We start from the raw sequence: 16,659 nt of genomic DNA on the forward strand, positions 1-16,659 counted from the left end.
CCAATATGCATGAAGCCGATTTTCGAGACAAATACGTTTTCACTTGGGAATTTATAGCTTGCACGTATAAGTCGCTTAAAAAACGGGCATAAGGTCGCGTGTAGGTTGCCTTTTCCCTCAGAATAAGACACGGCGGGATTATAAATGGGGCGTTCTTGAATGAAATTGTTTCGCTTAGTTTTTAAGCAAATCGCGTAAGAATTAATGCACACTGTCGCGAGTTGGCCACACGGACGGCATATGCATATACCTGTTCCACGTAGTCGGGAGGGCAACGCCAGAGGGAGGGAGGATGCCGGCGACGGAACCGCCGCCGGCGGGAGTGCAAGACTCAGTGCTTCACGGCGGTGCGTTCGAGCGCGGCGACGTCCGACTCGAAGCGCGCGAAGCGTGCGTCGAGCAGGCGCGTCAGGCGCTGCTTGTCGGGTTCCGGCAGGAAGCTGTAGCGGATACTGTTGTACGACGCTTTTTTGACTTCCGCGTAGCTCGGCTTGTAGCGGCTGGCGAACAGCACGTATTCATTCGCCAGGTTGTGGCGCGTGACGCCGGCGTCGTCCGTCGAGATCACGTACGGCACGCCATACTTGCGGTACAGCGTGATCGGGTGGTTCTCGCCCTTCACGCCCTCGATGAACGCGTTCGACGTCAGGTTGATCTCGACCGGGATGTCCTTCGCGCGCATGGTCTTCATGATGCCGACGGCGTTCGTCTCGTGCGCGAGGTCGATGCCGTGGCCGATGCGCTGCGCGCCCGCCACGTTCAGGGCCTGGTCGATGTGGTACTTCAGGTCTTCCGGCGGCACGTCGCCCAGCGCCAGCTCGCCCGCGTGCATCGCGACGTTGACCTTCGGGTACACCTTCTTCAGGTAGCGGAACATCTGCATGTGCAGCGTGTAGTCGCGCATGGAGACCATCTGGCTTTCCTGGCCCACGATGTTCACGCCGACGATCTTGCCGCCCCGCGCCGCCGATTCGAACGCCGCCAGCATCGAGGAAAACACGCGCGACGGCGAGAACAGGCGCACGACATAGGTCTGGTAGCGCATCGTGAAGTTGTCGTCGTCGATGCCCAGGGCCGCCTCGTTGACGGTGCGGACGAAGTTGTCGACCGAGGTCCGGAACGCCGGCGTGGTGGAGAGCTTCTGGCGCGCGGACTCCAGCAGCTGGACGAACTTCGCCTCGTCGCGTGCGCTGTCCCACGCGCGCTTGTCGAATTCGGGATCGGACACCGTGTCCGGGCTCTTGAACATCGTCTCGATGTACGCCACGTTCTCGGCGAGCGCGCGGTTCTTCAGCTCGACGAGGCCTTCGTGGAAGTTGCGGTCGGAGATGGGACCGAAGTAGCCGAACGTCTGGAAGAACTGGCGGTCCGGCGGCGGCTGGATGGCGCCGTGGTTATTGAAATCCTTGCTCGACCAGCGTTGCAGCAGCTCGCGCCACGTGGCGTCGTCCGCATACACGTCGGACGACGCCAGGCAGGCGCGCTCCTTCGGCTGCTTCGCGCGTTCGTGCTCGACCACGCTCTTGTCCGTTTCGATGCGGTACGACTGCTTGTTGACGCAATAGCCCTGCTTGTCGAGCCAGTCGACATAGGTCTCGGCATAGATCGCGCCGGAGTAGTGATGGTGCAGGTCGCCGCCCTTGGGCATCTGCGAGAAGAACAGGACCAGCTCCGCCGTCTTCGGCTCGGCGCCCGCGATCAGGGAGGCATAGTGGCGCGCGGTGGCCGCTTCGTTGGGGCCGGACGCCGGGGTGCGCGCGGAAGCGGCGGCCGCGAGGGCCGCCAGGGTGATCAGCAGGCTGCTGCTCAGGGTTTTTGTCATAGTCGTCTCGGCTGGTGAAGGGTTATGGCAGCAATCCTCCAGCCGAAAAACCGTCGCCCCCGCGCAGGCGGGGGCCCAATTTTGTTTGCGCGACTACGCATGCAAACCTTGGGTTCCCGACAAGGCGGACGGCCAGTCCGGGAACGACGGTCTTCTTACGACTGCATCCGCTCATGCACCCGCTTGCCCGCCGCATACGTGGCACGGATCGCGCGGTCGTCGCCCAGCAGCGCCAGCGCGAACAGGGTTTCCTCGAGCGAGTCGCCGTTCGCCGTGCGGCGCGCCAGCAGCGGCGTCGCCTTCGGGTCGAGGACGATGAAGTCCGCCTCGGTGCCGGCGGCAAAATTGCCGATCGTCCCTTCGAGCTGCATGCTGCGCGCGGCGCCCAGCGTGGCGAGATAGAACATGCGCAGGGCTGGGAGATAGCTGCCTTTTAACCGCGCAACTTTATACGCTTCATTCATTGTTTGCAACATCGAGAACGACGTGCCCGCGCCGACGTCCGTCCCCAGCGACACATGGGCATGCACGCTGTCCGCCTTGGCCACGTCGAACAGGCCGCTGCCGAGGAACAGGTTCGACGTCGGGCAGTGCGAGATCGCGGCGCCCGTATCGGCCATCAGCGCGAAGTCGACGTCGTCCAGCCAGATGCAGTGGCCGAACATGGCGCGCGGGCGCATCAGGCCATAGTGCTCGTACACCTGCAGGTAGCTGCGGTTGTCCGGGTACAGGCTTTTCACCCACGCGCATTCGTCGCGGCTTTCCGACACGTGCGTCTGGATGTACGTGGTCGGGAACGCGCGCGCCAGTTCGCCCGCCGCGCCCAGCTGGGCCGGGGTCGACGTGGGCGCGAAGCGCGGCGTGATCGCGTACATGGCGCGGCCGTGGTTGTGCCAGCGGCGGATCAGCGCCTCGCTCTCGCGCAGGTCGGCCGTGTCTTGCAGGAAGTCCGGGCAGTTCCGGTCCATCAGCACCTTGCCGCCGGCCATGCGCAGGTTGCGCGCGGCGCTCGCCTCGAAGAACGCGTCGACGGATTCCTTGTGCACCGTGCAGTAGACGAGCGCCGTCGTCGTGCCGTTGCGCAGCAACTCGTCGAGGAAGAATTCGGCGACGGTGCGGGCATGTACCGGATCGGAGAACTGGCGCTCGGTCGGGAACGTGTAGTTCTCCAGCCAGGGCAGCAGGTCCGGCGCGGGCGAGCCGATCATGTCGGTCTGCGGGAAGTGCAGGTGCGTGTCGATGAAGCCGGGCGTGATGATCTGGCCGCGGTAGTCGACGACGTCGGTGCCGGCAGGCAGCGTTGAAATCAACTTGTCGTAGTCACCGGCGGCGAGCACGCGGCCGTTCTCGACGACGAGCAGGCCGTCCTGGTGCCAGGCGTGGGCGTTCTCGGCGAAGGCCGGATCGGCGTGGAAGTGCAGCAGGCTCGCTCGGTAGGCCTGCACGGTACGGGTATCGTTGGACATCTCAGTCTTGTTCCAGTGGGACTTCGGTTGCGGTCGGGGAAGTTGCGGCGATGGCCGCCGCTTCCCAGACCATCAGCAGTTGCGCGACGACGGCGACGGCGATCACGGCGGGTTCCTTGCCCTTGATGCCGGGGACGCCGATCGGGCACACCATGTCGTCCAGGCGGGCGCGGGAAATCCCGCGGTCGCGCAGGCGGTGTTCAAACTGCTTGCGTTTGGTATCCGATCCGATCAGGCCGAACCAGTCCTGGTTCGCGGGCCGTCGAAGGATCGCTTCGGTCAGGCGCTGGTCCAGCGCATGATTGTGCGTCATGACGAGGAAGCTCGTGCCGGCGGGCGCCGTGCGCACGAGCGCTTCCGGCAGGTCGGTCGCTTCCACGACCACGTTGGGGGCGACGGCGGCCGGGAACATGTCTTCCCGTTCGTCGACCCAAGTCACCTTGCACGGCAGGTCGGCCAGCAGGCGCACGATGGCGGCGCCCACGTGGCCTGCGCCGAACAGCATCACGTGCGCGCGCGGGGCCGGGACGTGGTCGACGAGCCAGCGCCGTCCCGCGTCGTCGAGCAGCACGCGGGTGCCGCCGCTGCGCTCGAACGCCGGATAGCGGCCGCCCTTGCGCTGGATGTTGTGGCCCAGCGCGTCGACGAGCGCGAGGTCAGGCTCGCCGTCCAGCGCGACGACGCGCCAGCAGTCTTCGTGGCGGCGCGTGGCCAGCTCGGCGCACTGGTTGCGGTCGACCAGTTCGAACGCGAGGTGCACGACGCCGCCGCAGCACTGGCCCAGGCTCGGGCCGAGCGGGAAGCGTTCGATGCGGCGCACGTCTCCGCTTTGCAGCATGGCGCGCGCCGTCTCGATGCCGCGCAGCTCGAGGTGGCCGCCGCCGACGGTGCCCCACTGCGAGGTCGCATCGACCAGCATGCGCGCGCCCGGTTCGCGGGGTACGGAACCATCGACCTTCGCGACCGTGATCAAGACGGCCGGTTGCGCGGTGGGGATGAGCCAGTCGTCCATGTCAGGCTGCCTTCGATTCCCGCACGGCTTGTTCGACGAAGGACACGGCGTCGAGGATCGCCTCGCTCGTCGCCGGCGCGCGCAGCGGCGGGTTCACCTTGTGGTCGCCGACGGCCGAGATGGCGTCGCGGATCGCGAGGAACACGGAGAACGGCAGCAGCAGCGGCGGTTCGCCGACGGCCTTCGAGCGGTGAATCGAATCCGCCACGTTGCGGTTATTGAAAAGCTTCACCGTGAACGCATCCGGGCAATCCGATACGCCCGGGATCTTGTACGTGGACGGCGCATGCGTCATGAGCTTGCCCTGCGCATTCCACCACAGTTCTTCCGTCGTCAGCCAGCCCATGCCCTGGATGAACGCGCCTTCCACCTGGCCGATGTCGATGGCGGGGTTCAGCGAATTGCCGGCGTCGTACAGCGCGTCCGCGCGCAGCAGCTTCCATTCACCGGTCAGCGTATCGATGACGACTTCCGCCACCGCGGCGCCATATGCGAAGTAGAAGAACGGGTTGCCCGTCATCGTCTTCGGATCCCAGTGCAGGTTCGGCGTCGCATAGAAGCCGTCCGACCACAGCTGGACGCGCGACAAATAGGCCTTGGCGACCAGTTCGCTAAACGGGACTTCGTGGCCGTTCGCGAACACGGTGTCCGCGACGAAGCGCACGTCTTCCACGGCACCGCCGTACTGCCTGGCGGCGAAGGCGGCCAGACGTTCGCGGATCTGGCGCGCGGCATCCTGTGCAGCTTTACCGTTCAGGTCAGCGCCCGTCGATGCGGCCGTCGCCGACGTGTTGGCGACCTTGCTCGTGTTCGTCGCGGCGATGCGCACGCGGCTCAGGTCGACGCCCAGTTCGTGCGCGACCACCTGCATCACCTTCGTGTTGACGCCCTGCCCCATCTCCGTGCCGCCGTGGTTGACGAGGATGGAACCGTCCACGTACACATGCACGAGGGCGCCGGCCTGGTTCAGGTGTGTCACGTTGAACGCGATGCCGAATTTCACGGGCGTCAGCGCGAGGCCCTTCTTCAGCACGGGGCTCGTCGCGTTGTACTCATTGATGGCCTGGCGGCGCGCGCGGTATTCGCTCGTCTGTTCCAGCTCGCCCACCAGTTCGTGGATCACGTTGTCGACGACGGGCTGGCCGTACGGCGTCACGTTGCGGTCGATCTTGTCGTAGAAATTCAGCTTGCGGATGTCGAGCGAATCCTTGCCGAGGTTGCGCGCGATCTCGTCGATGATGTACTCGATCGCGATGGCACCCTGCGGACCGCCGAAGCCGCGGAATGCCGTGTTCGACTGCGTGTTCGTCTTGCCGGCTGCCGCGCGGATGTCGCAGTCGGACAGGTAATACGTATTGTCGAAGTGGCAGATGGCGCGCGTGGCGACAGGGCCGGACAGGTCCGCCGAGTAGCCCGCACGGCTCACCATGTCGACCTTCGCCGCGAGGATGCGGCCCGCGTCGTCGTAGCCTACTTCGTACAGGTAGTGGAAGCAGTGGCGCTTGCCGGTCACCATCATGTCGTCGTCGCGGTCCGCACGCAGTTTTACCGCGCGGCCCAGGCGTTTCGCGGCGATGGATGCGGCGGCCGCCCACAGCGCCGACTGCGATTCCTTGCCGCCGAAGCCGCCGCCCATGCGGCGGCACTCGACGACCACGTTATGTGAATGCAGGCCGAGCGCATGCGCCACGACGTGCTGCATCTCGCTCGGGTGCTGCGTGGAGCACAGCACGAGCATGCCGTCGTTTTCCTGCGGGATCGCGTACGAAATCTGGCCTTCGAGATAAAACTGCTCCTGGCCGCCCACGTACAGCTCGCCCTTCACGCGCAGCGGGGCGCGTTCGAATGCGGTTTCGGCATCGCCGCGCGTCAGGCGCATCGGCGGCAGCACGTACGAGCCGGCGGCGCGCGCGGCCTGCGGGGTCAGGATCGCGGGCAGTTCTTCGTAGCTGACCTTCGCCTTCTTCGCAGCGCGGCGGGCCAGGTCGTGGCTGTCGGCGACGACCACGAAGATCGGCTGGCCGATGTATTGCACGAGGCCGTCCGCGAGGATCGGGTCGTCGTGGATGATCGGGCCGCAATCGTTGGTGCCGGGGATGTCCTTCGCGGTGAGCACGGCGCGCACGCCGCGGCTGGCCAGCACGTCGGAAAAGTCGATGTCGAGGATGCGGGCGTGCGCCTTGCCCGACAGGCCGAGCGCCGCGTGCAAGGTGCCGCGCACTTCGGCGACGTCGTCGGTGTAGTCGGCCTGGCCCAGCACGTGCAGCCGGGCCGATTCATGGGTCTTGCCGAGGCCGACCTGCTTCCATTCGGCCTTGGTCAGAGCGGGGGATCCTGCGTCGTTCATGGTGTATCTCCTCAAGCCAGGGCGGTCGGTTTATTGGCAAACGGATTGACTGCGCTGGACGGCAGCGGGTTGTCCTTGCGGGTCTCGAGCCAGTAGCGGCGCAGCAGGTTCTGCGCCGTCTTCATGCGGTAGGCGCTCGATGCGCGCATGTCGGACAGCGGTGCGTAGTCTTGCGCCAGCGCGGCCATCGCTTCCGTCACGGCCGCTTCGTCCCATGCGCGGCCGTTCAGCAAGGCCTCGGCTTGCGCGGCACGCTTCGGCGTCGCGGCCATGCCGCCGAACGCGATGCGTGCGTCGCGCACGATGCCGTCTTCCAGCGTGAAGGCGAAGGCGGCGCAGACAGCGGAGATGTCCTGGTCGAAGCGCTTGGCCAGTTTATAGGTGCGGAACGCCACGTCCTGGCGCGGCAGCGGCACGCGCACGGCCTGCACGAATTCGCCGTCGCGCCAGTCCTTGACCTGGTAGCCGAGGTAGAACTGCTCGAGCGGCATGGTGCGTTCGCCTTCCGGACCCCGCAACACCAGTTCGCTGCCGATGGCGATCAGCCACGGCATCGAGTCGCCGATCGGGGAACCGTTCGCCACGTTGCCGCCCAGGGTGCCCGCGTTGCGGATCGGGAGCGATGCGAAGCGCTGCCACAATTCGCCCAGCTCCGCCTCGTAGTGCCGGCAAATGGCGGCGTACGCGTCCTCGAGGGAGATGCCCGCGCCGATCTCGAGGAAACCGTCCTGCTCGCGCACGGTCTTCAGTTCCGTCACGTGGCCCAGGTAGATGATGTCCGTGAGTTCGCGCATCTGCTTCGTGACCCACAGGCCGACGTCGGTCGAGCCGGCGAGGATCGTCGCCTTCGGATGCGCGGCGCGCACGGCGACCAGTTCGTCCAGCGTACGCGGCGCGTGGAACGTCTGGCCGTCGTATTCATAGGTGGCGCCGGCGTCGCGCTGCAGCGCCTGCAGTTGTTCGGTGACGGCGGCGCGGTCGAAATCGACGCGCGGCAGGGTGACCATGCGCTTGGCGGCATCGATGATGGGACGGTAGCCCGTGCAGCGGCACAGGTTGCCGGACAGGGCGTCGTCGATCTCGCAGCGGCTCGGCTCGCGGCCTTCCTGCTTCAGGTACATGCCCCACAGCGACATCGCGAATCCCGGCGTGCAGAAGCCGCATTGCGAGCCATGGCATTCCACGATAGCCTGTTGCACGGGGTGCAGGCTGCCATCCTTCTGGGCCAGGTCTTCGACGGTGAACAGGGCCTTGCCGTCCAGCGTGGGCGTGAACTGGATGCAGGAATTCACGGAGCGCATCTGCAGCTCGCCGTTTTCCAGCGATCCGACGACGACGGTGCACGCGCCGCAATCGCCCTCGGCGCAGCCTTCCTTGGTGCCGGTGCAGTGCAGGTCCTCGCGCAGGTGCTGCAGGATGGTCTGCGTCGGCGCGACGTCGTTCACTTCATGGACGGCGCCGCGGTAGAAAAATCGGATCGGTGTAGACATCATCGCCTCGAATTGGAAACAGCTTGTGATATTGGGACTAACTGGATGCAAGAGTAGCACCGGGGGTCCCGCAAGATATATTGGAATATCGATTTTGAATATCAGATATTTCCAATAGCGCGACGCGGGCTTGTGAAACTTGCTATGCTTGAGCCGTCAATGGAGGCGTCATGGCTTTGCACATCGTACATTTCATCGGACCGATCAACGCAAATTCCGCCTGTACCGTGCGCAACCTTTGCTTGCAGGCACTGCAAAGCGGCGCGAGCGAGATCGAACTGCACATGTCGACCGAAGGCGGCAACATGACGGCCGGCTTCGCCCTGTATTACTTCCTCAAATCGCTGCCGCTGCCACTCACGACGTGGAATGTGGGCAGCGTGGAATCTGTCGGCGTCCCCATCTTCCTGGCCGGGCAGCAACGCTATGCCTGTCCCGGCACGCGCTTCCTCATCCATCCGCTGCACTGGGGCTTCGGCAACCTCGTCGCGGCGGACCACGCCCGCATCTCCGAATGGCGCGATTGCCTCGACTTCGATGCCGAGCGCTACGCCGCCATCTACGACGAAGCCACCCGCGGCGCGCCGGACGCCCTCGACATCCGTTCCTGCTTGACGGGCAGCGCCCGTCTCTACACGGCCGAGCAGGCCGTCGAGGCCGGTATCGTGCACGCGGCAAAGCAGGCACGCCTGCCGGAAGCGGGCACGACCTCCCACTGGTGGAATTAAACACATCATCCAATTCTGACAGGACGCGCTGTCGGATCAGTACAACAAAGATAGCGGTCACAACTGAATAGAGTGACTATTCGCGATATTTTCCTTGCCGCAATTTTTACTGCAACTCTACAATTTCTCACAGATTCGTTACACGGCCTCAGCCTTGCCGTCACAGTGTTTCTATAACAAGAACCGTCCACCCGCAGTCTTCAGCAGGTAAATCCCATGAAAAAACGCATCATCGCGAGTGCGCTCGCGTTGTCTTTGGCCGCGCCTTGCGCATTCGCGCAGGACGCCGTCCGCATCAGCGGTTTCGGCACCGGCGCCCTCACCTGGACCAATACCGACAAAGCCGAGTTCGCCCGCCCGAACCAGGCCAGCGGCGCCAAGAAGGACGTCACCACCGGCGTCGACTCGAACTTCGGCGTGCAGGCTGACTACGCCGTCAACAGCTGGCTGTCCGTGACGGGCCAGGGCCTCGTGCGCAAGGATGCGCAGGACGACTTCGGCGCCGAACTGGCCTGGGCATTCGCCAAGGCGAAGGTGTCGGACGACGTCGCGATCCGTGTCGGCCGCATGGGTGTGCCGGCGTTCATGATTTCGGACTACCGTAACGTCGGCTACGCCAACACGATGCTGCGTCCGCCGGCGGAAGTGTATTCGCAGATGCTGTTCAACACGGTCGACGGCGCCGACGTCATCTGGCAGCACAGCTATGGCGACACGACGTACACCGCCCAATTCGCTGTCGGCAAGAGCAAGGTCGACATTGCCGGCGGCCCGAGCCTGGAAGGCCGCCGCCTGACCGCACTGAACCTCGTGGCCGAACACGGCCCGCTGACGGTGCGCTTCGGCCGCGTCGATGGCCGCCTGACGCTGAACCACTCGGCGTCGCTGACGACGCTGCTGAACACGCTGAACACGGTCGCTGCCGGCTACAAGCTCCCGCAAGCGGCCCAGCTCGCGACCGACATCGACGTGCGCGACAAGAAGGCCTCGTTCACGTCCCTCGGCGCGACGCTCGACTGGAACAACATCGTCATGCAGAGCGAGTACGCGAAGCGCAAGACCGACAGCTACATCAACGACACCACGTCGTGGTACGTGATGGGCGGCTATCGCATCAGCAAGTTCCTGCCGTACTACAGTCACGCCAAGCTGTCGATCGACGGCAATGTCCACAACGGCATGCCGGCGGCCTGCCCGGCCGGCTACCCGGCCGCCTGCACCCCGACCCTGGCCGCGCTGAACGGCGTCGTGGCGAACCTGCGCTACACCGGCGTGAGCCAGGGTGAGCAGCAGACCGATACGATCGGCCTGCGCTGGGACTTCCGCTCCTCCGTGGCCCTGAAGGTGCAGTTCGACCGCGTGCGTCCGAACAAGGCAGCGGGCCTGCTGATCAATGCGCAGCCGGGCTACAAGGGTCCGGTGACCGTCGGCGCCGTCGCGCTCGACTTCGTGTTCTAAGGGGACGACGATGAAACAACTGATCAAGACCGGTCTCGCCGCCGCACTGTTCCTCGCCCTGCCCGCCATGGCGGACGTGGTGGTGGTCGTGAACCCGAAGGCCGCCGAGGCGTCGATGACGAAAGACCAGGTCGCGCAATTCTTCCTTGGCAAATCGAGCGCGATGAGCCCGATCGACCAGCCGGAAAGCGCCCCAGTCCGCGCCGAGTTTTATAAAAAGGTGACGGACAAGGATGCGTCCCAGGTCAAGGCCTTGTGGTCGAAGCTGGTGTTCACCGGCAAGGCCACGATGCCGAAGGAAGCCGCCGACAGCGCCGCCGTCAAGAAGATGGTGGCCAGCGACCCGAAGGCCATCGGCTACATCGAAAAGAGCGCGGTCGATGCCTCGGTCAAAGTGATCTACACACCGTAAGCATCCCCAACCACCCGCCCGCCCCCGGTTTTATCCGGCGGCGGGCTGTTGAACTTAAGGAAACGGCAATGAGCATCAAGCGCAAGATCTGGGCACTCCCGGTCATCTCGACCATCATCTTCGGCCTCGGCGTGGCGGTCTCCGCCAGCATCGCGAGCGGCGCCCTGGACTCGATCCACACGACCGAAGCGGTGGATTACCCGGCACTGGGTACGGCGAAGGCGTTGACGGCGGACCTGCAGGGCATCACGGACGGCTTGCGCGATGCCGTCTCCGAAGGCGACAAGGCCCGCATCGCCCAGATCGGCGACCAGGCCAACAAGGTCCGCGCCAAGCTGGCCGACGTGACGAAGATCCCAGGCATGGATGCCACCGGCAAGCGCCTCACGAAGGAATTCGAGGATTACTATGCGCCGGCCGTCTCCGCCGCCAAGATCATGCTCGAACTCGAGCAGGGCGATCCGCAGGCGACCGTACAACGCATGCAGGGCGCGCTGACGGTGCTCAATGCCGACGTCGCCAAGTTCAACGAACAGGCCCAGCAACAATTCAAGGACGGCATCGCGCGCAGTGCATCGAGCGTGCGCCGCGTGCTGTCGATCACCATCATCACGGCGCTGATCGTGATCGCCACGCTCATCGGCGTGTCGTGGTTCGTCATCCGCACCATCTGGCAGCAGCTGGGCGGCGAACCGGAATACGCACGCGAGATCACGCGCGCCGTCGCGGCCGGCGACCTGTCGATGGAAATCCGCCTCGACGCCGGCGACCAGCACAGCCTGCTGGCCGCGCTGCAGGAAATGCGCACGCGCCTGGCGACGATGGTGTCCGGCATCAAGACGTCGGCCGAGACCATCGCCACGGCCAGCGCCGAAATCGCCAGCGGCAACGCCGACCTGGCCAGCCGCACGGAATCGCAGGCCGGCAGCCTGGAGCACACGACGCGCGCCGTCGAATCGCTGACCGACACCGTCAAGACGAACGCCGCCAATACCAACCAGGCGAACGCACTCGTCCTCTCCGCCACCGACATCGCCACCCGCGGCGGCGAAGTGGTCGGCAACGTGGTCTCGACCATGGGCGCGATCAACGCGTCCGCGAAGCAGATCGTCGAGATCATTTCCGTGATCGACGGCATCGCCTTCCAGACCAATATCCTCGCGCTGAACGCCGCGGTGGAAGCGGCCAGGGCCGGCGAACAGGGCCGCGGCTTCGCCGTCGTCGCGGGCGAGGTGCGCAACCTGGCGCAGCGCTCGGCTGCCGCCGCCAAGGAAATCAAGCAATTGATCGGCGATTCTGTCGCCAAGGTCGACGCGGGCAGCGCGCTCGTCGACGAAGCGGGCACCACGATGGAACAGATCGTCGCGTCCGTGCGCAAGGTGCACGACATCATGGCCGAGATCAGTGTCGCGGGCCAGCGCCAGGCCGAAGGCATCGAACAGATCGGCCGCGCGATCGACGACATGGACCAGATGACGCAGCAGAACTCGGCGCTCGTCGAGGAAGCGTCGGCCGCGGCGGAATCGCTGGCGGAGCAGACCGAGCAGTTGTCGGGCGCGCTGGCGCAGTTCAAGCTGGCGGCCGGCCACACGCTGGGCGCACCCGCCGGCCAGGCACGGCTGGCACTGGCACGCGGCTGACGCCGATCCGGGATCGGGCCATGGCGTGCGCCATGTCCCGATTGGGAGTATGCTTGGATCACAAGCGCCGTACTGCATGAAGTGACCGACCTGGTCGCGCGAATCAACGGCAACGCACGGATCCCGGCCGCCAGCGGCGGCCACTCGCCGGCACGACGCTCTCCATGAGACAACGGGGAGATCATCATGCGCCATACCTTGAAAGCCGTCTTCGACCAACCCGGCGATGCCCAGCACGCCCTGGACGCATTGCTGGCATCCGGCTATCCGCGCGCCGACATGGCGCTCTCGAACACGCCCGCGACGGAACCGGACACCTCGCTCCGGCATACTGCCGCACGACTGCTCGGCACCCTGTATCACCGGCGCGCGCAGCCGGGTGACATGCGCGAACGCCACATCGTCACGCTCACGACAGGAACCGATCCGGAAGCGGCGCGCGCCGCCGGCATCATGGGCCAGTACCACCCGGCCGGCCTCGAAGACATTCCTGACGAGGGTGATCCCGCCGTCCGGACCGGAACCGTCGCCCCACGCCACGACTACCCGCCGGGCACCGCGCCAGGCGCCCTGCAGCACCACCCCCACGAAGACAGCCATTATTTCGGCACCCAGGACGCCGACGCACCGCCTGCCGGCAACACGTTCAGGGAAACGATGGGCAGTATCGCGCGGTGGGACAACCCGGACGAGGACGCCACGTGGGCCGCGCCTGCCGGCGACAAGGCGCCGCGGTCCGACCAGACCTGGGAAGACGTCGAACCCGCGCTGAAGCGCGACTGGGAGCAAAGGCACGCCGGCAGCGAGGCATCCGCCTGGGACAAGGTCAAGCTGGCCATGCGCCATGGCTGGGAACGGATGCATCACTGACACCATAACGAGCGCGAGGGGGCGGACGAGCATCTAGCCAAACTTGCAAGCCCCCTCCCCTTGTCTTAGAATCGGCCTCTGCGCTGGCTTCGCCAGTTTCCCGACGATTCTTCACGGTGATCCTTGGAAACCGTACCAATTTGGGTGCTCATTCTCGCACTCGCCCTCCTGATCCTCTGCTCGGCCTTCTTCGCGATGGCGGAAACCGCCCTGATGGCGGCCAACAAATATCGGCTGCGCCATCTTGCCAAGCGGGGCAACCGCGCCGCCATCACCACGCTGTGGCTGCTGGATCGCACGGATAAACTGCTGTCGCTGGTCCTCATCGCCAATACGCTGATCAACGCGATGGCGACTGCACTCGTCACCGCGATCGCCATCCTGTTCTTCGGCCACGAGGAAAGCGTGATCACGATCGCGACCGCCGTCGTCGCCTTCCTGCTGATCGTGTTCGCGGAGATCTCTCCCAAGATCATCGGCGCCACGTACCCGGAGCGCATCTCGCTCGGTTCCAGCTATGTGCTGCGTGCGCTGATGAAGGTCGCGAAGCCCGCGATCTGGTTCGTCAACCTGTTCGTCAACGGCCTGTTGCGCGTGCTGCGCATCCGCGGCGTGGGCGTGGGCCATGCGGATGCCCAGCAAAGACTGTCGCCAGAAGAATTGCGCTCCGTCGTGCTGGAAGCGGGCAGCTACATCCCGCAAAAACATAAAAGCATCCTGCTGAACCTGTTCGAACTGGAAAAGATCTCGGTCGAGGACATCATGACGCCGCGCAGCCAGATCGAGGCGCTGAACCTCGCGCTGCCGGTCGACGATCTCAAGGCCGAGCTGACCACCTGCTACCACAACAAGCTGCCCGTGTACGAGGGCGAGATCAACCGCATCGTCGGCATCCTGCACGTGCGCAAGGCCGTCGCGCTGCTGAACGAGGAAGACGACCTCACCATCGAGCACTTCCGCGAACTGTTGACGGAACCCTACTTTATCCCGCAGGACACGGGTGTCTTCACGCAGCTCCAGTATTTCCAGGAAAACAAGGAGCGCCTGGGCATCATCGTCGACGAATATGGCGAAGTGCAAGGCCTCGTCACCCTGGAGGACATCATCGAGGAAATGATCGGCGACTTCACGACGTCCACGCCGGGCGCCGCCCGCAGCGATGCGATGGCGTGGAATGCCCAGGGCGAGGTGCTGCTGGAAGGTACGACGCCGCTGCGCGACATCAATAAAAAACTGGATCTGAACCTGCCCCTCGACGGTCCGAAGACCGTCAACGGCCTGCTGCTGGAACAGTTGCAGGAGATTCCGGAATTCCCCATCGCCCTCAAGATCGGCAACTGTGTGATCGAAGTTGTGCAAGTGCAAAACCAGGCCATCAAGGTCGTGAAACTGTTGCGGCCGGTCGCGGTCAAACGCTGGCTGGCAGCCTGATCGGCTTCGCCGGCCGAGCGCCGCCAGACACAATCCAGCGGTAAGCCCTTGTTCTTGCACGAGGAATAACGATGTTGCTCACACGACATTGCGAGCCGGTTACATGCCATTTCATCCACGTGGTATGCACGCATCTTTCCCTACGACAAAGTCTTGACCGATTTGATGCCTGCGGGCATCATCGAGACGATCCGCCGGGGCCGTCCATCCTGCCCGGCTTCCTGTCGTCCTTCCGACCCTAACCATATGGCAGCAGTCCTTCCCAACACCACCCCTGGCACTGCGCTGCCCGGGCTGGCGCGTGCCCTGGTGCAGGCCGGACGGCTGACCTTGCCTCAAGCGGACACCTTGCAAAAGAAGGCGTCCGCCGACAAGGCCGGTTTCATCGACACCTTGCTCGGCAGCAGCTCCATCGATGCAAAGTCCCTGGCAGCCTTCTGCGCCGAGACGTTCGGCTACCCCCTGCTCGACCTCGGCACGTTCAGCCCCGACGCCCTGCCCGTCAACGCGATCGACCCGAAGCTGATGCAGGCCCAGCGCGTCGTCGCGCTGGCACGCAGGGGCAACAAGTTGTCGGTGGCACTGTCCGACCCGACGAATACGCAGGCGCTCGACCAGATCAAGTTCCAGAGCGAGTCGACCGTCGAGCCGGTCATCGTCGCGCACGACACCCTGCTGGCACTGCTGGCGACCATCGCCAAGAGCGCCGAACAGGACTTGAGCGAGCTGGCCGGCGAGGAAGGCGACATCGAATTCGCCGAGGACGAACCGCAGACGCAGGCGGCGGAAGTGGCCGCGGCTGCGGCGGAAGTCGAGGACGCGCCGATCGTCCGCTTCCTGAACAAGGTCCTGATGGATGCAATTACCTTGGGCGCGTCGGACATCCACTTCGAGCCCTACGAAAAGCAGTACCGTATCCGCCTGCGCGTGGACGGCGTGCTGCGCGACCATCTGGCGCCGCCGCTGTCGATCCGCGACAAGCTCGTCTCGCGCATCAAGGTGCTCGCCAAGCTCGACATCTCGGAAAAGCGCGTGCCGCAGGACGGCCGCATGCGCCTCGTGCTGTCGCCCACGAAGACGATCGATTTCCGCGTGAGCACCTTGCCGACCTTGTTCGGCGAAAAGACGGTCATGCGTATCCTCGACGCGACACAGGCCCAGATGGGCATCGACTCGCTCGGCTACGATCCCGACCAGAAGGCCCTCTTGATCGACGCCATCACGCGGCCGTACGGCATGGTGCTCGTGACGGGCCCGACGGGTTCCGGTAAAACCGTGTCGCTGTACAGCTGCCTGAACCTGTTGAACAAGCCCGGGATCAATATCTCCACAGCGGAAGACCCGGCCGAGATCAACCTGCCCGGCGTGAACCAGGTCAACGTCAACGAAAAAGCGGGCCTCACGTTCCCCATCGCGCTGAAAGCCTTCCTGCGCCAGGACCCGGACATCATCATGGTCGGCGAGATCCGCGACCTGGAAACGGCCGACATCGCCATCAAGGCGGCGCAGACGGGCCACATGGTGTTTTCCACCCTGCACACGAACGATGCGCCGTCGACCCTGACGCGTTTGATGAACATGGGCGTGGCGCCGTTCAACATCGCCTCGTCCGTCATTTTGATTACCGCGCAACGTCTCGCGCGCCGCCTGTGCACGTGCAAGCAACCGCTCGATATCGGCCGCGACACGCTGAAGGCCGCGGGCTTCCGCGACACCGATTTCGACGGCGACTGGAAACCGTACGGCCCCGTCGGCTGCGAGCGCTGCCTCGGCTCCGGCTACAAGGGCCGCGTGGGCATCTACCAGATCATGCCGATCACGCCCGCGATCGAAGCGCTGATCCTCGGGCACGGCAACGCGATGGAGATCGCCGCCCAGGCCGAGGCCGAGGGCGTGAACTCGCTGCGCCGTTCCGGCCTGCTGAAAGTGAAACAAGGCCTCACCAGTCTCGAAGAAGTGCTCGGCTGTACGAACGAATAAGGA

The 16,659-nt window shown here is 64.8% G+C and carries 12 protein-coding genes; 7 read left to right on the top strand and 5 right to left on the bottom strand.

What is annotated here, in order from left to right:
* Positions 1 to 331: 331 nt before the first annotated feature.
* The 5 genes from P0M04_RS03145 to xdhA all read right to left on the bottom strand — a co-directional run bounded on the left by P0M04_RS03145 (position 332) and on the right by xdhA (position 8,137).
* Positions 332 to 1,822 (bottom strand): adenosine deaminase family protein, encoded by a 1,491-nt coding sequence (locus P0M04_RS03145; protein ID WP_259448799.1) that lies wholly within the window; start codon positions 1,820 to 1,822, stop codon positions 332 to 334.
* Between the two features lie 155 nt (positions 1,823 to 1,977).
* Positions 1,978 to 3,288, bottom strand: coding sequence for a guanine deaminase (gene guaD / locus P0M04_RS03150; protein ID WP_259448798.1), 1,311 nt, complete (start codon positions 3,286 to 3,288; stop codon positions 1,978 to 1,980).
* Between the two features lies 1 nt (position 3,289).
* Entirely contained in the window at positions 3,290 to 4,300 is a 1,011-nt protein-coding gene (gene xdhC, locus P0M04_RS03155; RefSeq protein ID WP_259448797.1) for a xanthine dehydrogenase accessory protein XdhC, read from the bottom strand.
* Position 4,301: 1 nt separating this feature from the next.
* Complete coding sequence (gene xdhB, locus P0M04_RS03160) at positions 4,302 to 6,647, bottom strand: xanthine dehydrogenase molybdopterin binding subunit (protein WP_259448796.1); 2,346 nt, start codon at positions 6,645 to 6,647, stop codon at positions 4,302 to 4,304.
* 11 nt (positions 6,648 to 6,658) lie between these two features.
* Entirely contained in the window at positions 6,659 to 8,137 is a 1,479-nt protein-coding gene (gene xdhA, locus P0M04_RS03165; RefSeq protein ID WP_259448795.1) for a xanthine dehydrogenase small subunit, read from the bottom strand.
* 242 nt (positions 8,138 to 8,379) lie between these two features.
* Between xdhA and P0M04_RS03170 the strand changes: the two genes are divergently transcribed.
* From P0M04_RS03170 to pilB, 7 genes are all read left to right on the top strand, one after another.
* Positions 8,380 to 8,865 (top strand): ATP-dependent Clp protease proteolytic subunit, encoded by a 486-nt coding sequence (locus tag P0M04_RS03170; RefSeq protein WP_281042367.1) that lies wholly within the window; start codon positions 8,380 to 8,382, stop codon positions 8,863 to 8,865.
* 216 nt (positions 8,866 to 9,081) lie between these two features.
* Positions 9,082 to 10,323, top strand: a complete 1,242-nt coding sequence (locus tag P0M04_RS03175) for a hypothetical protein (RefSeq protein WP_259448793.1) — start codon at positions 9,082 to 9,084, stop codon at positions 10,321 to 10,323.
* A gap of 10 nt (positions 10,324 to 10,333) precedes the next feature.
* Positions 10,334 to 10,735, top strand: a complete 402-nt coding sequence (locus P0M04_RS03180) for a type 2 periplasmic-binding domain-containing protein (protein ID WP_259448792.1) — start codon at positions 10,334 to 10,336, stop codon at positions 10,733 to 10,735.
* A 68-nt stretch (positions 10,736 to 10,803) separates the two neighbouring features.
* The gene (locus P0M04_RS03185; protein WP_281042368.1) at positions 10,804 to 12,375 is read left to right on the top strand and encodes a methyl-accepting chemotaxis protein; all 1,572 of its coding nucleotides are present in this window, start codon (positions 10,804 to 10,806) and stop codon (positions 12,373 to 12,375) included.
* Between the two features lie 186 nt (positions 12,376 to 12,561).
* Complete coding sequence (locus P0M04_RS03190; RefSeq protein ID WP_259448791.1) at positions 12,562 to 13,245, top strand: hypothetical protein; 684 nt, start codon at positions 12,562 to 12,564, stop codon at positions 13,243 to 13,245.
* Between the two features lie 123 nt (positions 13,246 to 13,368).
* On the top strand, positions 13,369 to 14,676 hold the full coding sequence (locus P0M04_RS03195; protein WP_259448790.1) for an HlyC/CorC family transporter: 1,308 nt from the start codon (positions 13,369 to 13,371) through the stop codon (positions 14,674 to 14,676).
* Positions 14,677 to 14,922: 246 nt separating this feature from the next.
* A complete protein-coding gene (gene pilB, locus P0M04_RS03200; protein ID WP_259448789.1) occupies positions 14,923 to 16,656 on the top strand; it encodes a type IV-A pilus assembly ATPase PilB in 1,734 nt (577 codons plus the stop codon).
* The last annotated feature ends 3 nt before the right edge of the window (positions 16,657 to 16,659 follow it).

Origin of the sequence: Telluria mixta (genome assembly GCF_029223865.1) — a bacterium.
GTDB lineage: Bacteria > Pseudomonadota > Gammaproteobacteria > Burkholderiales > Burkholderiaceae_D > Telluria > Telluria mixta.